General features: G+C 64.9%; 14 protein-coding genes. 9 read left to right on the top strand and 5 right to left on the bottom strand.

What is annotated here, in order from left to right:
• Positions 1 to 74: 74 nt before the first annotated feature.
• Complete coding sequence (locus tag AXF13_RS13790) at positions 75 to 1,673, top strand: cobyrinate a,c-diamide synthase (protein ID WP_062254108.1); 1,599 nt, start codon at positions 75 to 77, stop codon at positions 1,671 to 1,673.
• Positions 1,674 to 1,682: 9 nt separating this feature from the next.
• Positions 1,683 to 2,333 carry a precorrin-8X methylmutase gene (locus tag AXF13_RS13785; protein ID WP_062254106.1) on the top strand — a complete coding sequence of 217 codons (651 nt, stop codon included), beginning with the start codon at positions 1,683 to 1,685 and terminating at the stop codon, positions 2,331 to 2,333.
• A gap of 23 nt (positions 2,334 to 2,356) precedes the next feature.
• On the opposite strand, the gene AXF13_RS13780 is transcribed toward AXF13_RS13785, so the two are convergent.
• Together AXF13_RS13780 and AXF13_RS13775 are read right to left on the bottom strand one after the other, a co-directional pair.
• Positions 2,357 to 3,316, bottom strand: a complete 960-nt coding sequence (locus AXF13_RS13780; RefSeq protein WP_223299929.1) for a DUF4272 domain-containing protein — start codon at positions 3,314 to 3,316, stop codon at positions 2,357 to 2,359.
• A gap of 262 nt (positions 3,317 to 3,578) precedes the next feature.
• On the bottom strand, positions 3,579 to 4,457 hold the full coding sequence (locus tag AXF13_RS13775) for a hypothetical protein (RefSeq protein ID WP_062254103.1): 879 nt from the start codon (positions 4,455 to 4,457) through the stop codon (positions 3,579 to 3,581).
• A 113-nt stretch (positions 4,458 to 4,570) separates the two neighbouring features.
• On the opposite strand from AXF13_RS13775, the gene AXF13_RS13770 reads away from it, so the two are divergent.
• The 4 genes from AXF13_RS13770 to AXF13_RS13755 all read left to right on the top strand — a co-directional run bounded on the left by AXF13_RS13770 (position 4,571) and on the right by AXF13_RS13755 (position 12,367).
• Positions 4,571 to 5,590 carry an NAD-dependent epimerase gene (locus AXF13_RS13770; RefSeq protein WP_062254101.1) on the top strand — a complete coding sequence of 340 codons (1,020 nt, stop codon included), beginning with the start codon at positions 4,571 to 4,573 and terminating at the stop codon, positions 5,588 to 5,590.
• On the top strand, positions 5,587 to 7,758 hold the full coding sequence (locus tag AXF13_RS13765; RefSeq protein WP_062254100.1) for a peptidase U32 family protein: 2,172 nt from the start codon (positions 5,587 to 5,589) through the stop codon (positions 7,756 to 7,758). Before AXF13_RS13770 ends, AXF13_RS13765 begins: the two co-directional genes overlap by 4 nt.
• A 422-nt stretch (positions 7,759 to 8,180) precedes the next feature.
• Positions 8,181 to 8,993, top strand: coding sequence for a tRNA1(Val) (adenine(37)-N6)-methyltransferase (locus tag AXF13_RS13760; protein ID WP_062254098.1), 813 nt, complete (start codon positions 8,181 to 8,183; stop codon positions 8,991 to 8,993).
• 8 nt (positions 8,994 to 9,001) lie between these two features.
• Entirely contained in the window at positions 9,002 to 12,367 is a 3,366-nt protein-coding gene (locus AXF13_RS13755) for a UvrD-helicase domain-containing protein (RefSeq protein WP_062254096.1), read from the top strand.
• 264 nt (positions 12,368 to 12,631) lie between these two features.
• On the opposite strand, the gene AXF13_RS13750 is transcribed toward AXF13_RS13755, so the two are convergent.
• The 3 genes from AXF13_RS13750 to AXF13_RS13740 form a co-directional block, all read right to left on the bottom strand.
• A complete protein-coding gene (locus AXF13_RS13750; RefSeq protein ID WP_062254095.1) occupies positions 12,632 to 12,889 on the bottom strand; it encodes a hypothetical protein in 258 nt (85 codons plus the stop codon).
• 136 nt (positions 12,890 to 13,025) lie between these two features.
• A complete protein-coding gene (locus tag AXF13_RS13745; protein WP_062254093.1) occupies positions 13,026 to 14,468 on the bottom strand; it encodes a sigma-54-dependent transcriptional regulator in 1,443 nt (480 codons plus the stop codon).
• Positions 14,468 to 16,846 (bottom strand): ATP-binding protein, encoded by a 2,379-nt coding sequence (locus AXF13_RS13740; protein WP_062254091.1) that lies wholly within the window; start codon positions 16,844 to 16,846, stop codon positions 14,468 to 14,470. Before AXF13_RS13740 ends, AXF13_RS13745 begins: the two co-directional genes overlap by 1 nt.
• A gap of 238 nt (positions 16,847 to 17,084) precedes the next feature.
• Here AXF13_RS13740 and AXF13_RS13735 point away from each other — a divergent pair, with 238 nt between their 5' ends.
• The 3 genes from AXF13_RS13735 to AXF13_RS13725 all read left to right on the top strand — a co-directional run bounded on the left by AXF13_RS13735 (position 17,085) and on the right by AXF13_RS13725 (position 19,847).
• On the top strand, positions 17,085 to 17,552 hold the full coding sequence (locus tag AXF13_RS13735; protein WP_008682949.1) for a NapC/NirT family cytochrome c: 468 nt from the start codon (positions 17,085 to 17,087) through the stop codon (positions 17,550 to 17,552).
• The gene (locus AXF13_RS13730) at positions 17,545 to 19,116 is read left to right on the top strand and encodes an ammonia-forming cytochrome c nitrite reductase subunit c552 (RefSeq protein WP_062254089.1); all 1,572 of its coding nucleotides are present in this window, start codon (positions 17,545 to 17,547) and stop codon (positions 19,114 to 19,116) included. The genes AXF13_RS13735 and AXF13_RS13730 overlap by 8 nt, the downstream gene beginning before the upstream one ends.
• 320 nt (positions 19,117 to 19,436) lie before the next feature.
• The gene (locus tag AXF13_RS13725) at positions 19,437 to 19,847 is read left to right on the top strand and encodes a C40 family peptidase (RefSeq protein ID WP_223299928.1); all 411 of its coding nucleotides are present in this window, start codon (positions 19,437 to 19,439) and stop codon (positions 19,845 to 19,847) included.
• Positions 19,848 to 20,214: the final 367 nt, after the last annotated feature.

Genomic DNA, 20,214 nt, shown 5'->3' with positions numbered 1-20,214 from the left:
CGTCAACTTCGAGAATGTCGATTCTCAAAGGCAATCTGTTCTAGACGGGTCCGCCCCGCAGTCAAGGCTCTTGCATGATCCGCTCCGCCCCGAACCGCGTTCCCGGCCTCATCGTGGGCGGAACCGGCAGCAACGCCGGTAAAACCGTCACCACCCTGGCCCTGCTCTGCGCCCTGCAGGCCAGGGGCCTGCGGGTCCATGCCGCCAAGACCGGCCCGGACTTCATCGACACCGCCTTTCACGCCGCGTTGACCGGCGCGCCCGCCGCCAACCTGGACGTCTGGATGTGCCGCGCGTCCCGGCCGAACCGCGCGGGAGAGCCGTTGCGCCGCATCCCCCAGGGGCTGGCCCGGATCTTTGCCCGCATGCGGGCCCCCGGAATGGACGGCCGGGCCCCGGATATTCTGCTGGTGGAGGGGGCCATGGGCCTCTACGACGGCGGCGCTGGAGGCTCCGGCTGCACGGCCCAGTTGGCGGCCCTGCTGGGCCTGCCCGTGCTGCTGGTGCTCAATGCCCACGGCCTGGGCCAGTCCGTGGCCGCCCTGGCGGAAGGCTTTCTGCGCCATCGCCCGGCCTGGAGCGCAGGCACGGGACAACCCGCCTTTGCCGGAATGATCTGCACCCACGCGGGCAGCGAAAAGCACAGGGAAATTCTACGCCAGGCCCTGGCCCCATTGGTTGCGGATACGGATGTGCCCCTGCTGGGCCTTTTACCGCGCGACGGCGCGCCGAGGCTGGAATCCCGCCATCTGGGCCTGGTGGAGGCGCGCGAATCCCTGTCCGGCCTGGACCGGGGCGCGCTGGCCGCCTGGCTGGAAACGCATTGCGATCTGGACGAGCTATTGTGTAGCCTGGGCGCGCCCTTGGGCAACAGGCCCCAAACCGCCCTCCAAACAACGCCATCGACCGTTTCCGCCGCTGGGAGCACAACGGCCGCAGCAGCCCGCTTTTTTCCGCCCCGCGTCCGCGCCGGGAAAAACGCGGGCCCTGCCGCACGACAAGTCCGGCCTCTGCTGGGCGTGGCACGAGACGCGGCCTTCAGCTTCTGCTATGCGGATCTGCCCGCCCTGCTGCAGGAACTGGGCGCGGACCTGGCTTTTTTCTCGCCGCTCAGTGATGCCGCGCCGCCGCCAGGCTGTTGCGGACTCTATTTTCCCGGCGGCTACCCCGAGCTGCATGCCGCCCAGCTGGCCGCCAATACCGCCATGCGCGCGGCCCTGCGAGACATGGCGGCCCAAGGCCTGCCCATCTACGGCGAATGCGGGGGCTACATCTACCTGATGCGCGAACTGCGTCTGGAGGGACAAGGCCACGCCATGAGCGGCCTGCTGCCGCTGGATTGCCGCATGGGCGACCGGCTGGCGGCGCTGGGTTACCGTGCGGCCCAGACCCTGCCCGGCTGGCCCGCCAATGTCGATATCCCGGCCGGCATCATACGGGTGCGCGGCCATGAGTTTCACTATGGCCGCCTGACTCAAACGGAACTGCCGCCCGGCTGCGCGCCCCTCTGGCAGCTGAGCGACAGCAAGGGCGCGCCCCTGGGACCGGAAGGCTGCCGCCGGGGTTGTGTGGCCGGTTCCTGGCTGCATCTCTACCCGGAAGGCGCGCGGAACTTCTGGCGGGCCTGGCTCGCCGCCCTGCCCGCGTCCGGCATTCTAGCCGGTAAGCCCTGAGAGGAACATATGCCTACCGTAGAACTGGACCCGGCCTGCACGCCGCAGGAAATTGAAGCCCGCTCCTTTGCCATTATCGACGCGGAAATTCCCGAACCGCGTCCCTTCAGCGGCGGGCTCTGGGAGGTGGCCCGGCGTTGCGTGCACACCTTGGGCGATACGGAGATCGTTGCGGATTTGCGCTTGAGCCGGGACGGCCTTGCGGCGGGCGTGGCGGCTTTGCGCCGGGGCTGCACGGTCTATACGGACACGCGCATGGCCGCCGCCGGGCTGCCTCTGCGCCGCCTGACCCCTCTGGGCGTCACGGTGACGCCGCTCATGGGACTGCCGGGACTGGAAGAGATCTCCCGCCGCCGGGGCGTCACGCGTTCCCGCGCGGGAATCGAGATGATCGCGGACAGGCTGGCCGGGCAGATCATGGTCATCGGCAATGCGCCCACGGCCCTGCTGGCCCTGTTGGAGGCGCTGAACCAAGGCGCGCCCGCGCCCGCCCTGGTTGTGGGCATGCCTGTGGGATTTGTGAACGCGGCCCAGTCCAAGGAACTGTTGCGGCAAAGCCCCTGGCCGCATTTCACTTTGCTGGGCCGCAAGGGAGGTTCGGCCGTGGCCGCCGCCTGCGTCAACGCGCTGGCGGAACTGGCCCTGGCGAAGAACGCCTGATCCCGGAAAAAGGGGACGCCACGCTACGTGTCCGTACGCACGTCATCCCAGGCGGCGTCCATGTAGCGGATGAGCCAGTTGAACATTCTGTGCCGTTCCACGACCACGCCGGGATCAAGCCCGGCCGGAGCGTCCCGGCCGTTGACCCGCGCGTCCGCGCAGGCCCAGTCATAGCGGTAGATGCGGTCCGCCTCGTCCAGAATCCGCGACGGCGCGCGCAGGCGGCAGGACCGCAAAAAACCCGGATAATCGCCGCAACCACGCACCATGGCGGCCATGCCCCCGACATCACAGACAGCCCTCGGATAGGCCAGCGTATCCACGAGACCGAGGGCCCACAGGCCGACCCAGGCGCATTCATAGCGCCAGGTGAAGTCGGCGAGACTCTTCCCCTCCGGGGCCGGGCCGCTGATGAAAGCCCGCTCCCCGGGGCTGAGAAAATCCCGGGCGCTGTACTGCTCAAGCAAATCCGCAATACTCGCGCGCGCGGCCTCCACGCCCCGACTGGAAACAAGCTCCGCAAACACCGAAGTGAGGAGGATGCCCAGCGTGCGCTGCGCCACCTCCTCCACGGAACGCGGCAGATAGGCCGCATCGCCCACAATGGGCGGCAGGGCGGCGCAGACGGGCACGCCCTCCGCAGCCAGGCACTTGTTGCTGCGCTCCTTGCGCGCTTCGCCCGATGCCGTGGCCTTGGGCGGAACAAGCAGGGCCGCGGGCGCGGTGACGGTCCAGGAGTCGAAATCCGATTCCCCGTCGGCGTTGAAGACTGTCGCGCCATCAGCGGTATACAGATCGGCCGGGGGCAGAAAAATCAGCCCGTGCCCTTCGCCCGCGACAGTCATGACGGCCCCGAAGGTGGCGTCGTCCATATCCTTGTCCGCCACTACGCCTACACAGAGCGTGAAAACCTTGATCTGAGCCAGCAGGGATTGTTTCAGACTTTCCTTGTCCGTGGGAATGGCGGCGAAGAAGTCATGCATGCCCTGCATCATTTCTGTAAAAGACCCGCCGTCCGCATCACGCGACTTCAGATGAAAGGCTATATGTCGCCGGGACAGCAGCTTCCGCCTTGCGGCAATAAGCGTGTCACCGCGATTTTCAAGGGACCAGCCGGAAAGCAGCCTGGCCAGAAGAGGAAAAAAATCATCTCTGGAGGCCAGCGTCATATACAAGGTGCACTGTTGCATCCTTCCCTCCGGTCCGCTGTGTTTTTCTCAAAAAAAGCCCGGCGCACGTCCCGGGCTACTTCTGGTCCGGCCCGTCCCGCGCGTCGCCCGGAACCGGCGGTTCCGAGACGCCATCCGATTCCGCACCCGGTTCCGCGCCGCCCATATCCAGCACCGGCGGCAGAGCTTTCACATGTTCCGCCTCCACCAGCATGACGCGCTGTTCCTCGCTCCGCGGCAGGGGAACGCAGCCTTTGTCCACCAGCACAATGCCGGTGCGCTCCAGCACTTCCCGGCGGAAAGCGTATTCCTGCTCCATGCGGCGCTGGCGGTAGACGAACCAGCGGTGCCCCAGGAAACAGACGGCCAGCAGAGCCGTAGCGCTGCCCACGATCCAGGGAATATAGGCCGTCAGCGCGCCGCCCAGCCGGACCAGGGCGGAAAAAGCCCCGTCCACAAAGAAGAGCCCCGCGCCCAGCAGAAGAATGCCCAACAACAGCACAACCGTGGGCGCGTTGCGCACCATGGCGTAAAAACGCTGCAGGCGTTCAGGCACCGCGGCACTGTCCGCGCCGTCCTGCTCCCCTTCCAGCGTATGGGAAAGCCAGCGGCCCGTGAGGTGCACCACCAGCAAAAGGGCCACCGGCGCGAGCACAGCGGCCAGCGCCCAGATCAGCCAGGGAAAGCGGGCCACCGGCGGCCCGCCGGGCGCCTCGGGCGCGGCATGCACCAGACCGTAGAAAAAAGACACGCCGCCCACGATCATCTCCACGAAAAGCACGGCGATCAGCAGATAAAACAGCGTATCTTTATGCTCTCCGGCATACCAGGGCCGGACGCGGCCGCGCGTCGTCCCGCCGGGTGCGGCCTGGGCGTCGGCGGTCTTTTCCGCACCGGCATCCGGTTGGGAAGACCCTCTGAAATCTCGGGAGGAATGGTCGGGAGACGTCTTCATGACATACCTCAATGCGGCAAAGCATACGTGTCCGGTCCGCATCCGGCAAGTCCCCGCCCTTGCCCCCGGCGGCCATCTGGCTTACCCTACGGCGTACAGGCAAAGGGGGCGACATGCATGTTCTGGTAACCGGCGCTGCCGGCTTCATCGGCTATCATCTGGCCCGGCGGCTGCTGGCTGACGGGCACACTGTGGTAGGCATCGACAATTGCAACGACTACTATGACGTGCGGTTGAAAAAGGACCGGCTGGCCGGCCTGCAAGCCCTGCCCGAGGCCCCCGCCCGCTTTCGCTTCGAGCTTCTGGACCTGGCCGACGGCGGGGGCATGGCCGAACTTTTCCGGCGCGAGCGTTTCAGCCACGTGGTCAATCTGGCGGCCCAGGCCGGTGTGCGCTACAGCCTGCAAAATCCCGCTTCCTACGTCAATTCCAATCTGGCGGGCTTCGGCAATCTGCTGGAAGGCTGCCGCCACAACGGGGTGGAACATCTGCTCTTCGCCTCCTCCTCCTCGGTCTACGGCCTCAACGCCGCCCGCCCCTATTCCGTGCACCATAACGTGGACCATCCGGTGAGCCTGTACGCGGCCACCAAGAAGAGCAACGAACTCATGGCCCATGCCTACAGCCACCTCTACCGCCTGCCCTGCACGGGCCTGCGCTTTTTCACGGTCTACGGCCCCTGGGGCCGCCCGGACATGGCCCTGCATCTCTTTACCACGGCCATTGTGCGGGGCGAAGCCATCAAGGTCTTCAACGAGGGCCGCATGCGCCGCGACTTCACCTATATCGACGACATCGTGGAAGGCGTGGTCCGCCTGCTGCCCCTGATTCCCGCGCCCGACCCGGCCTTCGACGCCGCCGCGCCCGACCCGGCCTCCAGTTCCGCGCCCTGGCGCATCTATAATATCGGCAATAACCAGACTGTGGAACTCAACGAGTTCATCGCCGTACTGGAAGAGGCCCTGGGCAGGACCGCCCGCAAGGAGCTGCTGCCCATGCAGCCCGGCGACGTGGAAGCCACCTGGGCCGACATCGACGCCCTGACCGCCGCCACCGGCTTTGCCCCCGTGACCCCACTGCGCGAGGGCATCGCCCGCTTTGTGGACTGGTACAAAGAGTATTACAAGATATGAGCACACAGGACATACAGCCCGCCACGCCGCGTAAGCCCGAAATTCTCGCCCCGGCCGGGGACACGCCCTCCTTTCTGGCCGCCCTGGCCGCCGGAGCCGACGCCGTCTATCTGGGCCTGAAACATTTTTCCGCCCGCATGCAGGCGGAAAACTTCGGCCTTACCGAATTGTCGCGGCTCACGGATCTGGCCCACGCCGAAAACGCGCGTGTCTACGTGGCCATGAACACCCTGGTCAAGCCCGGCGAAAACGCCGCCGCCTACCGTCTGGCCGCGCGCCTGGCCCGTCAGGTGCGTCCGGACGGCCTGATCATCCAGGATCTGGCCATGCTGGATCTGGCCCGGCAGGCCGGGTTCGAGGGCGGCCTGTTTCTATCCACCCTGGCCAATCTGACCCATCCCGAAGCGCTGACTCAGGCCAAAGCCCTGGGCGCGAACCGCGTCATCTTGCCGCGCGAGCTGTCCATCGACGAAATCCGGCGCATGGGCGAAGCCTGCCCCGAGGGCCTCGACCTGGAATGCTTCATCCACGGGGCCCTGTGCTACTGTGTGTCCGGGCGTTGCTACTGGTCCAGCTACATGGGCGGCAAAAGCGGCCTGCGAGGCCGCTGTGTGCAACCCTGCCGCCGCATCTACCGCCAGGGCGGCGCGGCGGCCCAGGCCCTTTTCCGCAATGCGGAAAACGAGGAGCGCGAAGCCGCCCGCCGCGACGGGAAAAAGGCGCGCGACGGCCGGTCCTCCCGCGACGTCCGCCCTTTCGAGCGCGAGAACAGGCCCTCCCGCCAGATACGCCCCCCGGCGCGCGGCAAGGAACACAGCGGGCGCTTTTTTTCCTGCCTGGATCTTTCCCTGGACGTGCTGGCCAAGACCCTGCTGGACATCCCGCACCTGGTATCCTGGAAAATTGAAGGCCGCAAAAAAGGCCCGCACTACGTCTACCATGTGGTCACGGCCTACCGCATGCTGCGGGACAACCCCGGCGACTCCAAGGCCCGCAAGACCGCCGAGGAAATTCTGGAAATGGCCCTGGGCCGCCCCGGCAGCCGGGCGCGCTTTCTGCCCCAGAAGAACAACGTGCCCACCACGCCCGACGGCCAGACCAGTTCGGGCCTGCTGGCGGGCAAAATCCGGGTGGAGCCCGACGGCCGCCTCGTGCTCAAGCCGCATTTCGAACTGCTGCCGCAGGATTATCTGCGCATAGGCGTTGAGGACGAGCGCTGGCACGCCACCCTGCCCGTGACCCGGCGCATTCCCAAGGCCGGAAGCCTGATCCTGCGCCTGCCCAAGCACAAGACGCCCAAGGCTGGCACGCCGGTCTTTCTTATCGACCGGCGCGAGCCTGAACTCATGCGCTTGCTCACGTCCTGGCAGGCGCGGCTGGACGCCCTGCCCGGCTGCCCCAGCAAGGCCGTGGACAGTGCCCCCCGCCTGCCCAGGGCCGTGAAGCCCAGGGCCAGGGCGGACATGCTGCTGCGCGCCAGCCTGCCCCAGGGCCGTGAAACGCGCGGCGGGCGCAATCAGCTGCTGGCTCTCTGGCTTTCGCCGCGCAGCGCGGAAATTTCGCGCACCGTGGCCCCGCGCGTGGCCTGGTGGCTGCCGCCCGTCATCTGGCCTGAAGAGGAAGACGGCCTGCGCCGCATGATCGCCCGCCTCTGGCGCGACGGCGCGCGGCATTTCGTCTGCAACGCGCCCTGGCAGCGCGGCTTTTTCCCGGATGCGCTGCCCAAGGACGCCGATCTGCTGGCCGGGCCCTTCTGCAATGCGGCCAACGCGCCCGCTCTGGGCATGCTGGCAGGCATGGGTTTCACCGGGGCTTTCGTCAGCCCGGAACTGGCCCGCGAGGACCTGCTGGCCCTGCCGGAACAGAGCCCCCTGCCCCTGGGCGCGGTGCTCAGCGGATTCTGGCCCGTGGGCCTCAGCCGTTTCGGCCTGCTGGGCGTCAAGGCCAACGAGCCGTTCATGAGTCCCAAGGGCGAGGTTTTCTGGGCTCGCCAGTACGGCGGCAATGTCTGGATCTATCCCGGCTGGCCCCTGGACCTCACGGCCAAGCGCCAGGAGCTGACGGCCGCGGGTTACGGCTTTTTCGTCCATATTCAGGAGAATCCGCCCGCCGGTCTGCCGGAGGCGCGGCGGCAGGGGTTGTTTAACTGGGACGGCGCCCTCCTTTAGAGGGTGTCGTCATGAGTGTCTTTTCGGTTATCTCTGCGTCGAACTTCGCCTTTTATTCCAGTCGAGTACCAGAAGAGAACACTCCTTCCATAAAAGGCTTGTTCTCCTTGATATAACACGAAAATCCACTCATGACGACACCTTCTAGTGTCTAATTTGAAAAATTAGACACATAAAACCCGTAGGGTTTTACGGCGGCGATGAAGCCGCCGTGAGTCAGCGAAAAACCACCTTTTTTCGCTGACGATCCTGCGAAAATTAAGAGCATAATTATGCTCGAAATTTTTGCAATCAGACACTAGAAACAGCTCCCAAGAAGCGGCAAAAATCCTCATTACTCGACGCTTCCTCCAGAGCTTTCCTTACCGGCGACACAAAATCTTGAATGGGCATTGGGGATACGGCGGATCAGCACGATAAAAATGAACGAGCAAGAAAGCATCAGCGCGGCTCGCGCCGCTTTTCCGCGCGGGTTGGAGCAGCCCGGCGGGGCTCTGCGCTTCGGGCTGGACGCGCTCTTGCTGGCGGCCTTCGCGGCCCGGCATTGCGAGGAACGCCGCGCCCGCCTCTCCCAAGCGACAGCCCAAACCTTGCGCCTGTCCGTTGCGGAACTGGGTTGCGGTTGCGGAGCGGCCCTGCTGGCCCTGGCCCTGCGCTGCCCCGAAGTAAGCGGCCAGGGACTGGAGCGGGAAGAAAGCCTGCTGGCGGCTGCCCGGCGTAATGCCGTTGCCCTGGGCCTGGAGCAGCGCCTGCGCTTTCTGCATACGGACCTTGCGGAGTTGCGGCCCGAATCGGAAAGAAAGCTCGCGCCGGACCTGGTGCTGGCCAACCCGCCCTACGGCTTGCCGGGGCGGGGCAGAATGTCGCCCTCGGCCATGCGGGAGCGCGCGCTGCGCGACGCCGACGCTCTGCGCGTTTTCTGCCGTGCCGCCGCCCGGCTTCTGCCCTATCGGGGACATTTTTTCTGCATTTTCGAGGCCCGTTCCCTGTCCCGGCTCTGCGCCGCGCTCGGCGAAGCCCGCCTGGGCCTGCGCCGCATCGTTCCCGTGCGGCCCAACAGCCACAGCCCGGCCACGCGCCTGTTGGTGGAGGCCCGCAAGGACGCCGCCGCCGAGCTGCGCCTGGAAGCTCCGCTGACCCTACACCGCAAACAATCGCGCCAAGCCGCGCGGGCCGTGCCTTTCTGGACTTCGCGGGCTCTGGCTTTCTGCCCTTGGCTGACCGCCACAACATGAGGTTACACATGAATTTTATTGCGGACCTGCACATCCATTCGCGTTTCTCCCGGGCCACCAGCAAGCAGCTCAATCCCCGCCATCTGGCGGCCTGGGCGCGCTGCAAAGGCATCGACGTGCTGGGCACCGGCGATTTCACCCATCCGCAATGGCGGGCCGAGCTGCGCGAGCAGATGGTTTTCGACGAAGCCAGCGGCCTCTACCGTCTGAAGGGCGAGCCGGAGGAGCTGGACTTTCTCGGCGGCGCGCGCACCCGCCCCCATGAGGGCGGCAAAGAGCCGCTGTTCTGCCTGCAGGCGGAGATCAGTTCCATCTACAAACGCCACGGCAAGGTGCGCAAGGTGCACAATCTGCTCTTCGTGCCCAGCCTGGAAGACGCGGACCGCCTTTCCGAACGCCTGGCCCAGATCGGCAACCTCAATTCCGACGGGCGGCCCATTCTGGGCCTGGATTCGCGCGACCTGCTGGAAATCATGCTCGAAACCGTGCCGCAGGGCGTGCTGGTGCCCGCCCATGTCTGGACGCCCTGGTTCGCCTTGTTCGGCTCCAAATCCGGCTTTAATCGTCTGGAGGACTGCTTCGCCGACCTTTCCGAGCATGTTTTCGCCCTGGAAACCGGCCTCTCCTCGGACCCGGCCATGAACCGCCTGATCAGCGGGTTGGACGGCTATGCCCTGATTTCCAATTCCGACGCCCATTCCGGAGCCAACCTGGGTCGCGAGGCCAATCTTTTTGCCGGGCCGCCCTCTTACGCGGGCATGTTCACGGCCCTGCGCGCGGCGGCTAGGCGCGAATCCCAGGAAAACCTGGACTGCCGTTTTCTGGGCACCATGGAATTCTATCCCGAAGAAGGCAAATACCATCTGGACGGGCACCGGGCCTGCAACGTGGTGCTGGAACCGCGCGATGCCCTGGCCCTGGACAATATCTGCCCGGTCTGCGGCAAGCCCCTGACCGTGGGCGTGCTGCACCGCGTGCTGGAACTGGCCGACCGCGAAACTCCGGCCCAACTGCCCCTGGAGCCCGAGGCCCAGCCCCTGATTCCCCTGCCGGAGGTGGTGGGTGAAATTCTGGGCGTGGGCTCCGGCTCGCGCAAGGTGCAGGAGCGTTACAGCCGCCTGCTGCGCGAACTGGGGCCGGAGCTGGATATCCTCTGCCACCTGCCGGAAGCGGATATCCGCGCCCACTGGGAGCCTCTGGGCGAGGCCGTGGCCCGCATGCGGCGCGGCCAGGTCATCCGCCAGGGCGGATTTGACGGCCAATACGGCGTGGTGCGCGTGTTCGAGCCCGAAGAACTGCGCGACGTGCGCGGGGGCGGGCAGAGCCTGCCGGGCCTGGAACGCTCCGCCGCCAGGTCCGGACGCCCGCGTAAGGCTGCCGCCACGGTTCCCGCCGCAAGCGGCTCGGGGAACGGCCTGCCCCTGCTGGCTCTGGCCAAGCCCGCGCCGGGCAAGGGTCATGAGACGCAGCACACCGGACTTTCGGGATACGCGGGACACGCGGGGCACTCTGAACCGGCAGAGCAACCCGCGTCCGCCACGCTGTTTTCCGAGGAGCAGAATGCGGCCCTGAACGCGGGGCCCGGCCCGGTGCTGATTCTGGCCGGTCCGGGCGCGGGCAAGACCCGCGTGCTCATCGGCCGCCTGCAGCGGTTGCTGGAAGAAGGTGCGCGGCCCCAGGATCTGCTGGCCGTAACCTTTACCCGCCGGGCCGCCGGGGAACTGCGGGAACGCCTCAGCGCGGCCCTGCCGCATTTGTCCCGCCTGCCGCAATGCGACACCCTGCACGGCCTGGCCTGGGGCGAATTGCGCAAAGCGGAACCGCACTGCCTGCTCCTGGCCGAGGACGCGGCCTTCCGCCTGTTCAGCGCGGCCAATGCGGACCAGCCCGCCCGGCGGCTGCGCACGCTCTGGGACGCCCTGAATCTGGCCCGCGAAAGTCGGAAGGAACCGGCGCAAGGCAGTGACCTGGACGAGGCCGCCGCGCGCTACCGGCAACGCAAAAACGCCCAGAGCGGCGTCCGCTATGTGGATTACGCCGATCTGCTGGACTGGCTGCTGGAACAGGCGCCCAATCTGGCCCAAAGGCCGGACGGGCCCTGGCGGCATGTGCTGGTGGACGAGGTGCAGGATCTTTCACCCGTGCAGCTGGCCGTGATTCGCGCCCTGCTGCCGCCGGACGGCCGGGGATTTTTCGGCATCGGCGACCCGGATCAGGCCATTTACGGCTTCCGTGGGGCCACGGGCCAGAGCGAGGATTCCCTGCGGGCCTGCTGGCCGACGCTTATGGTCTACAGGCTGGGACAAAGCTACCGCGCCAGCCAGGACGTACTGGACATGGCCCAGAATCTTCTGCAGGGCCGGGGCCGATGCGGCAACCTGCACGCGGCCAGGCCCCTGAGGGCCCAGTTGCAGCTTTTCGCCGCGCCGGACGAGCGGGCCGAAGCCCGCTGGCTGGCCGGGCGCGTGCAGCGGCTTATCGGGGCCACGGCCCACACTCTTTTGGACCAGGCCCAAAACCGCGCCGACGCCGGAGAACTGGACAACAGCCTGTCGCCGGGCGACGTGGCCGTGCTGGTACGCCTCAAGGCCCAGATTCCGCCCCTGCGCGCGGCCCTGGAACAAATGGGCATCCCCTGCGCGGCTCCGGCCCAGGAGGAATTCTGGCAGGAGCCGGTCTGCGCCCGCTTCCTGGCCCTGGCCACCGGGCATTGCGGTTTTGCGGATATTCTGCCCACCCCGCCGGATCTGCCTGCCCCGGCCGCCCCGGCGGAGCCGTTGCCCTGGCCCGAGGGCAATCTGCCCAAGCCGCAGGAGATGACGACCTGGCTGGGCGCACAGGCCTGGACCGGGGAGCTCTTTTGCCAGAGCCGCCAGTGGCGGTCGCTCTGCCGCCTCTGGCAGGAATGCGGCGGCTGGCAGCCCCTTTTCCAGCGCCTGGCCTGGCTGCATGAGGCGGAGTTGGTGCGGGCCAAAGCCGAGCAGGTTCAGATTCTCACCCTGCACGCTTCCAAGGGCCTGGAGTTTCAGGCGGTCTTTCTGCCCGGCCTGGAAAGCGGCCTGTTGCCCCTGCGGCGTGAACTGCTGTTTGAAAACGCGGCGGAGAACACTATGAACGACGCGGACGCAGCCGTTCCGGGCGTGGAAGCGGACCCGGAGGCCCGGCTTGCGGAAGAACGCCGCCTGCTTTACGTGGGCCTGACCCGCGCCGCGCGGGCGCTGTTTGTGAGCTATTGCGCCCGCCGCACCCTGTACGGCAGAAAACTGCGCTTGGCACCGTCGCCCTTTTTGGCCCAGATCCGCGATTTCTGCCGCCAGAGCACCCTGACCCCGCACAAGCGCAAATCAGAGGAGCATCTTTCGCTCCTGGGATAGTGGGCAATAATTCCCGTTCCGGATAAACTGCTGGGTGTAGAGCAATTTCAAAGTGAAATTGCTCTACACCCAGCAGAACGGCCTTACATGCGGGCAAGTTCCCGCCGAAATGAGAAGAACAGGAAAGGAGCGGGACGCCGCGCGGCGTCCCGCCTGTATTTGCGCGGGAGCACGGGAAAAAACGTTGGCTCGAAAAGGCAGCGGCTTCCAGACAGAATTTCCAAAGCCGCCGAGGCCCTTCCGGGCCGTCAATGCGAAAGCGCGCTATTCCTCAAGCCAGGAATCGTCTTCCAGAACCTTGTAGCCGCGCACAGTGAGGTAGAACACGCCGTCCACCTCTTCCACCAGGCCGGTGACTTCCACGGGCACGCTGACCTCACCGGCCAGATCCATCCCGGCCCCGCGCGGCATCACGCGGTATTCCACATCATCCTGCACCACGGCCACCCTGGCCTGGCGCTCATCCACAGAACGCGGTACAGCCGCGACATAGCCTTTAACGGTAACGGGGCTCTTATTCATGCTCTGACATAGCCTCTGCAAGCTTTTTTTTGGCCTATAGCGCCTTTTGCGGCATGAGGCAAGAGAGTGCCGCAAACCAGCGCCCGGCGTGGCCTGACGGCCATTTTGCCTCTGGACGCGCCTGCCCTCTTCCCGTTCAAGGATGGTATTTTTTGACCAGCTCATACCAGTGCCCGCGCGAGATGCCGGCCACGCCTGCGGCCCGGCGCGCGTCGCCCGCGCTCACGGTCATGACCCGGCGCACATATTCCTCTTCGGCGCGGGATTTCCACTCCCTCAGGCTGGGCAGATCGCCGCTGCCGCCCGCGATTGCGGCTGTCCCGGCGCGGCCGTCTTCCACATGGGCCGCGGGCAGCGTCCGTGCGGGGGGCGGCACGGGCTCCGGGCTTTGCTCCCGGCCACGGCTTACCCGGTGCCGGGCCACGGCCACCCGCATCTGGGTGGGCAGATGCCCGGGCAGGATCAGATCCCCCTCCCCGGCGGCAAGGCAGGCCCGCTCCAGGGCGTGGATCAGCTCCCGCACGTTGCCGGGCCAGGGATATTCCATCAACATGTCCAGCACCGGCTCGGCCAGGGCCTTTTCCGGCAGATCGTTGCGCAGGCAGAAGGCGGTGACGGCCTGGCGGGCCAGGCCCGGGATTTCGTCGCGCCTCTCGCGCAGCGGCGGGATCACAATGGTAATGCCCTGAAGACGGTAGAGCAGATCGCCCCGGAACTGGCCGGTGCGCGCCATTCCCTCCAGATCACGGTTGGTGGCCGCCACCAGGCGGAAGTCGCTGTCCACCTCGTGCACTTCTCCCACCGGGCGGAAGCGGCGCAGCTCCAGGGCGCGCAGAAACGCGCCCTGCATGACCAGGGGCAGGTCCCCCACTTCATCCAGAAAAAGCGTGCCCTTGTGCGCGGCCAGCAAAAGTCCCTCACGGGCGCGCTCCGCGCCGGTGAAGGCCCCCCGGCTGTGACCGAAGAGGTGGCTTTCCACCAGGGTTTCCGGCAGGGAGGCACAGTCCACGGTCACGAAAGGCTGGGCGGCGCGCCCGCTGTTGCGGAACAGGGCTTTGGCGAATAGTTCCTTGCCCACGCCGGTTTCGCCCAGAATCAGCACGTTGACTTCGCTTTGGGCGGCCTGGGCCAGCAGTTTGAGGGCCTGGGTCATGCCCGGTCCGGAGCCCAGAATGTGCCCGCTGTCCACTTTGAGGGAGGCCGGGCCCGGCTTGCGGCCCTGGCGGAACGCCAGAATGTGCCGCAGGCATTGTTCGATGTCGCGGATCTGCAGGGGCTTGGTCAGAAACTCCCAGGCTCCGGAGCGCAAGGCCGCTTCCGCCGCGTCGCCGTCGCCGTGGCCGGTGATGATCACGATGTCCGGCTCTTCAGGCAGATTGGCAAACTCCCTTTGAAATTCCAGGCCGTTGCCGTCCGGCAGCCAGGCGTCCAGCAGCACCACGTCCACGCCTTGGCGGCCCAGAGCAAGGCCTTCCTTGATGGAAGAGGCGCACACGGCCTCATGCCCCATGCGCGTACAGACCACTTCCACCATGGTGCGCATCAGGGCTTCATCATCTACCACCAGAATACGCGCCATTATGCCTTCCTCCCTGTCTCCGCGGTCCGCGTTTCCGTCTCTGTCCCGCTGCCGCCGTCAACGGCCTCCAGCAGCGCCAGGGCCTCATGCATGGCCCGTTCCAGTTTCCCTGCCCTTGCGTCCAGTGCCGCGTCTTCCGCTTTTTCCGTCAGGGCGGCTGCGCCGTGCAGGCGCATCAGGCGCATGGTGCCCGCCGAATTCTTGCAGGCATGGGCCAGCCGACGGATGTTCTTCCGATCCCCCGCCGCCACGGCTTCTACCAGTTGGTCCAGCATATTCCCCAGATCATCACGCAAGACCGCAAGCAAATGCGCAAAGATTGCCGCGTCCCCGTCCATGGCCGCCAGAGCGGCTTCCCGGTCCCAGGGCGGCAATTCAATATCGTCCGTATTTGCCCGGCCGTCTCCGGCAATGGTCTTTTCCCGGCCGACAGAGATGTTTTTTTCCGGCACACTCGTGTCTTCCTGCGTCAGCGTTGCTCCGTTGCCCCGCGCTGTCGGCAGGGCCGCCAGGCGCTGCCGCAGCAGCGCGAAACTGACCGGTTTGAACAATATATCGTCGGGCCGCAACCTGCGGCAGCGTTCTTGCGCTTCGGCGTCCAGCGCCGCCGTGTACAGGACCACACATTGCCCCGCAGGCGCTCCGGTCCGGCCCTGCCGGATGCGTTCCAGCACGTCCAGGCCGTCGGGACCGGGCATGCGCGCGTCCAGCAGCACCACGTCCCATTCCTCTTCACCCAGGGCGGCCAGGGTGGCTTCGCCGTCAGCGGTCACCACGGCCCGCGCGCCCTCCCGGCGCAAGGCCTGTTCCAGGAAATAGCGGCTGGCCGGATTGTCCTCGGCGGCCAGAATCCGTCGGCCTTCCAAGGCTCCCCTGCCCGCGGCGCCGCTTTCGGGCACGGCGTTTCGGTCCGCATCCGCGGGCGGGCACGGCCTTGCGCTGCCCCAATCCGTGCGTACAAGCACTTCCAAGGTAAAGCACGAGCCCTGCCCCGGTTGGGAACTGACCCGCACATCGCCGCCCATGCGCCGGGCTATGGTCCGGGCAATGTTCAGGCCCAGGCCGGTGCCCGGCTGACAGCCCGCGTGCGAACCGCGCTGAAAACTCTCGAAAATCCGTTCCAGTTCTCCCGGCTGCAGGCCCGGCCCGCTGTCCCGCACGCGCAGTCGCAGCAGAAGGCGGCCCGTGCGCGCGCTTTCCGCTTCCACCTCCAGCCGCACGCCGCCCTGCTCGGTAAATTTGAGCGCATTGCCGACAAGATTGCCCAGAGCCTGGCGCAAGCGGAAGGCGTCGCCGTAAAGATTATCCGGCACAGGGGAAGGCACGTCCAGTTCCAGCCGGAGGCCCTTGGACGCGGCGGCCGGGCGATACAGCTCAAGGCATTGCGAAAGCGCGGCCCGCAGGCTGAAGGCACTCTCATGCAGGGCCAGCGTACCCTGTTCCAGGGCCGCGTGGTCCGTGATGTCGCTGACCATTTCCAGAAGCGCTCCACCCGCCTGAACCAGGTAACGCAGAGCGCGCTTCTTTTCCGGCGCGGCGCCGTCGCCCCGCTGCAGCAAGTCGCTCATGCCCAGGATGGCGGTGAGCGGCGTGCGCATGTCATGGCTCAGGCGGGCCATGAAAGCACTTTTCATGCGGCTGGTTTCCTCGGCCTGCCAGCGCCGCCGGGTCAGGTTGAGGGTCAGGCCGCCGATAGCCAGCACGCCCGTCACCCCCAGCAGGGCATACAGCAGGCGCATGTTGCCTTCCTGCTTCGCGGCGTTGTGCAGATACGGCCCGGCATCCTGGCTGACGCTGATGCCGCCGAGCACTTCCCCCACCCTGCTGTCCGCGTGGCAGCGCAGGCAGCTCTGTTGCGCCACCAGCACGGTGAGCAGACGCAGGCGGCCCTGCCCGTTCTCATCCGGCGGGCTGAAAATTTCCTGGCGGCCCTCCGTGCATTCGATGAGGGCCTCGCCTTCCCAGGTGTCGGATTGATTTTCAGGCCGTAGCGGCCTGCGCCCGATAATCGAAATGCTGATGCCCGGCCAGGAAGTGCGCTCGGCCAGCTGGCGGCTCATGTAGGCGGGATTCATCAACACCAGGGTCCGCCCGTCGGCGGTTTTCAGGGTCCGCTCATGGAGCGGCAGCCAGGGATTGGGCCTGCCCAGATCGCTCTCCGGCACATAGACCCCCCCGTGCGCCGCGTTCCAGTTGCGCGCGTCCAAGAGTTGCCGGGCCACAGTGGAGAGGCGGATGCGTTCCAGTTCCAGGCGATGCTCCTCATCCACGCGCGCGGCGCGGCTGTAGAGTCCCAGAATCAAACCCAGCCAGAGCAGACCGGCCAGGACAGGCAGCCAGAGGACCCGGAACCAGCGCCCGGCAAAGGTATGCGCCATGTTTTCTCCAGGGGGTAAAAAAGGCCTTGGTGTCAGCTTTTTCTGATTTTTTGTCTTTTTTTTCTGAACAAAACAACCCTGCTATTGATAACCATTACAATCTCATCTCAAACTGCCGGTCTTTTCAGGATTAATTTTTTCTCATTTTTTATCTTGGCTTGGCATGTTTTTTGATTCACAAAGAAGATAACGCCGTCATAGGGACGGCAAGTTGTTGGAGTGAGTGAAGGAGGCTTCTATGGGAACACCCCGCAATGGACCCTGGCTCAAATGGTTGTTGGGCGGCGTTGCGGTGGGCGTGGTGCTTGTCGGAGTGCTGGCCTATGCCATGACGGCAACGGATCAGCGTCCGTTCTGCGCCAGTTGTCACATCATGCAGGAGGCGGCAGTGACCCACAAGCTGGGTACGCACGCCGACCGTTCCTGTAATGAATGCCACGCCCCGCACAATCTGCTGGCCAAGCTGCCGTTCAAGGCGCAAGCGGGCCTGAGTGACTTCATGGGCAATCTGTCGGGCAAGGACGTGCCGTATCCGGCCAGTGTGACCACGCGCGACGTGGTCAATGAAAACTGCAAGGCCTGTCACGCCCAAACTAACGTCAACGTGGCCAGTATGAACGCCAAGCCTTATTGCGTCGACTGCCACCGCAATGTGGCCCATATGCGCCACAAGCCCATCAGCACAAGGACGGTAGCATATGAATAAGCATATCCGCACTATGGCTCTGGCCGTTTCGGCGCTGTTGGGAGCGGCGCTGCTCAGCGGCTGCAATGATGTTTCGACGGAATTGAAAGCCCCCGCCTACAAGACCAACATCAAGGACGACGAAACCCGCATGTCGGCATTCAAGGCTGATTTTCCGGATCAGTACGCCTCGTACCAGAAAAACAACGAGTCCGAGGTGATGACCGAGTACAAGGGTTCCGTGCCGTATCACAAGAACGACAACGTCGATCCCCTGCCCAAGGGCTTCAAGCATGCCCAGCCCTACCTGAAAAACCTCTGGCTGGGCTACGGCTTCATGTATGAATACAACGAAGCCCGTGGCCACACCCATGCGGTGGAGGATTTTGTCCATATCGACCGCCTGAACCGCTGGGGCGCGGACGGCAAGGGCAAGATGCCCGCCACCTGCTGGAACTGCAAGACGCCCAAGATGATGAACTGGATCAAGCAGTACGGCGATTCCTTCTGGTCCAAGGACGTCAACGAATTTCGCGGCAAGGACATGATCGATGCCAAGGAAGAGAGCATTTCCTGTTCCACCTGCCACGATCCCAAGACCATGGAACTGCGGCTCTATTCCGAACCGCTCAAGGATTGGCTGAAGAAGACCGGCAAGGACTGGAACAATATCTCGCGCAACGAAAAGCGCACCCTTGTCTGCGCCCAGTGCCATGTGGAATACTACTTCACCCATCCGGACAACGGCCCGGCCATGCGCCCGGTCTTCCCCTGGGACAACGGCTTTAATCCCGAAGACATGTACCAGTATTACAAGGGCCACGGCAAAAAGGACGCCGACGGCAAGCCCGGCCCCTTCTCCGACTGGGTGCACGCCGCCTCCAAGGTGCCTCTGATCAAGATGCAGCACCCCGACTTCGAGACCTTCCAGGACGGCCCGCACGGCGCGGCCGGTGTGGCCTGCGCGGACTGCCACATGCCTTACCAGCGCATGGACGGCAAGAAAATGTCCAGCCACTGGATGACTTCGCCCCTGAAGGACAAGGAAATGCGGGCCTGCCGCCAGTGCCATGCCGACAAGACGCCTGAATATCTGCGCGAGCGGGTCATCTACACCCAGAAGAAGACCTTCGACCAGTTGCTCAAGGCCCAGGACATGTCGGTCAAGGCCCACGAGGCCGTGCGCTTGGCCAACAACTACAGCGGCGAACGCGCCCCTGACTATGGCGCGCTGATGACCGAAGCCCGTGAGATGGTCCGCAAGGGCCAGCTGTTCTGGGATTACGTTTCCGCTGAAAACAGTGTGGGCTTCCACAACCCGGCCAAGGCCCTGGATACCCTGATGACGTCCATGGAATGCAGCCAGAAGGCCGTGGACCTGGCCAGCCAGGCCACCAATTACGGCATCGCTCCGGCTCTGGCCGGCGACATCAAGAAGATCGTGCCGCCCATTCTGGAAATGAGCCGCAAGCTGCAGCAGGACCCCGAATACCTCAAGACCAATCCCTGGCTCCAGTTGCTGCCCGTGCTGCCCAAGACGGACGCTGCCTGGGACGGCCAGGAACGCCTGAACTCCGGCAAGTAGGCCCTTTGGCGCAATAAAACGCGCATGAGATGAAAAGCCCCCGCATCGCGGGGGCTTTTTTCGTTCAATGATAGTTATATCTTCGTATTTCCCTTTTTGACTTTATCCGCGGTTGCATGTATCGCGTATAACACTTAAGTTTTCGCGCAACGTGCCGAAAAGAGCAGTAGGAAACCGTGCGATAACTTTCTAACACAATGTAAAAAAATCTCTATATATTGTTGAGACAGTTTATGGACAGAGAACACAATAAACAGAAACGTTTCTGGCGCGCTTGCGTTCTCGGACCGCTTTTGGCACTGCTTTTGTCCGGCTGCGGCATGTTTCGCCCCGCAGACAACGGACCGGCACCGGTCAAAGCGCAAAAAGTGGTTCACACCGCCTACAGCCAGATGGGCAAACAATATCGCCTGGGCGGCGCTTCGCCGCAAAAAGGCTTTGACTGTTCCGGCCTGATCTGGTGGGCTTACCGACAGAACGGCATGAGCGTGCCCCGAGTTACGGTTGACCAGGCCCGGACCGGCCAGTCCGTCCCCAAAGGCTTGGCCCGGCCCGGCGACATTGTGGTTTTCCGCACCGGGCAGAGCCCGCGCGGCCTGCATACCGGCATCTACGCCGGGGACGACTCCTTTATCCACAGCCCGCGCCGTGGCGAGCGGGTACGCATGGAGAGCATGAACATCCCCTACTGGCGCAGCAAATTGATTTCCGTACGCCGGGTCGTTCGCTGAACCGTAACGCAATGCTCATGACATGTGACACTTGAAATGCTCTTTTGCGGAGAGCAAAGCCCGCCTGCTCACAATTCGCGGCAAGGATTTGTCTGCAAACCCTTGCGGTGCAGTCGTCGCATTTCATGCCTGAACCGCTCTGACAGAAGACCCCGCGCAATGGTGGCGCGGGGTCTTCTTGCGCAAGAGCGCAGCTTGCTATTATAGATTGTTTGAAGTAACCCTGAAAAGAGGTCGGCAAATCTTTATTTGCGGTCTGCCCTCCCCAATCGCCATCCGCCAGATCCGCAAGCACAAAGACTTTCTTCAGACCTGCCCTCAATCCGCGGATGGCCCGGCCCGGCGGTATGGCGGGAACGGTTTTTTG

This window comes from Desulfovibrio fairfieldensis, assembly GCF_001553605.1.
Taxonomy (GTDB): Bacteria; Desulfobacterota; Desulfovibrionia; order Desulfovibrionales; family Desulfovibrionaceae; genus Desulfovibrio; species Desulfovibrio fairfieldensis.
Note: the sequence above shows the minus strand (reverse complement) of the source record. Positions and strands in the feature narration are given on the sequence as shown.

What these genes read in the sequence shown, in the direction of transcription:
- AXF13_RS13790 (WP_062254108.1), top strand. Translation starts at nt 75, where the DNA reads ATGATCCGCTCCGCCCCGAACCGCGTTCCCGGCCTCATCGTGGGCGGA.
- AXF13_RS13785 (WP_062254106.1), top strand. Translation starts at nt 1,683, where the DNA reads ATGCCTACCGTAGAACTGGACCCGGCCTGCACGCCGCAGGAAATTGAA.
- AXF13_RS13780 (WP_223299929.1), bottom strand. Translation starts at nt 3,316, where the DNA reads ATGCATGACTTCTTCGCCGCCATTCCCACGGACAAGGAAAGTCTGAAA.
- AXF13_RS13775 (WP_062254103.1), bottom strand. Translation starts at nt 4,457, where the DNA reads ATGAAGACGTCTCCCGACCATTCCTCCCGAGATTTCAGAGGGTCTTCC.
- AXF13_RS13770 (WP_062254101.1), top strand. Translation starts at nt 4,571, where the DNA reads ATGCATGTTCTGGTAACCGGCGCTGCCGGCTTCATCGGCTATCATCTG.
- AXF13_RS13765 (WP_062254100.1), top strand. Translation starts at nt 5,587, where the DNA reads ATGAGCACACAGGACATACAGCCCGCCACGCCGCGTAAGCCCGAAATT.
- AXF13_RS13760 (WP_062254098.1), top strand. Translation starts at nt 8,181, where the DNA reads ATGAACGAGCAAGAAAGCATCAGCGCGGCTCGCGCCGCTTTTCCGCGC.
- AXF13_RS13755 (WP_062254096.1), top strand. Translation starts at nt 9,002, where the DNA reads ATGAATTTTATTGCGGACCTGCACATCCATTCGCGTTTCTCCCGGGCC.
- AXF13_RS13750 (WP_062254095.1), bottom strand. Translation starts at nt 12,889, where the DNA reads ATGAATAAGAGCCCCGTTACCGTTAAAGGCTATGTCGCGGCTGTACCG.
- AXF13_RS13745 (WP_062254093.1), bottom strand. Translation starts at nt 14,468, where the DNA reads ATGGCGCGTATTCTGGTGGTAGATGATGAAGCCCTGATGCGCACCATG.
- AXF13_RS13740 (WP_062254091.1), bottom strand. Translation starts at nt 16,846, where the DNA reads ATGGCGCATACCTTTGCCGGGCGCTGGTTCCGGGTCCTCTGGCTGCCT.
- AXF13_RS13735 (WP_008682949.1), top strand. Translation starts at nt 17,085, where the DNA reads ATGGGAACACCCCGCAATGGACCCTGGCTCAAATGGTTGTTGGGCGGC.
- AXF13_RS13730 (WP_062254089.1), top strand. Translation starts at nt 17,545, where the DNA reads ATGAATAAGCATATCCGCACTATGGCTCTGGCCGTTTCGGCGCTGTTG.
- AXF13_RS13725 (WP_223299928.1), top strand. Translation starts at nt 19,437, where the DNA reads ATGTTTCGCCCCGCAGACAACGGACCGGCACCGGTCAAAGCGCAAAAA.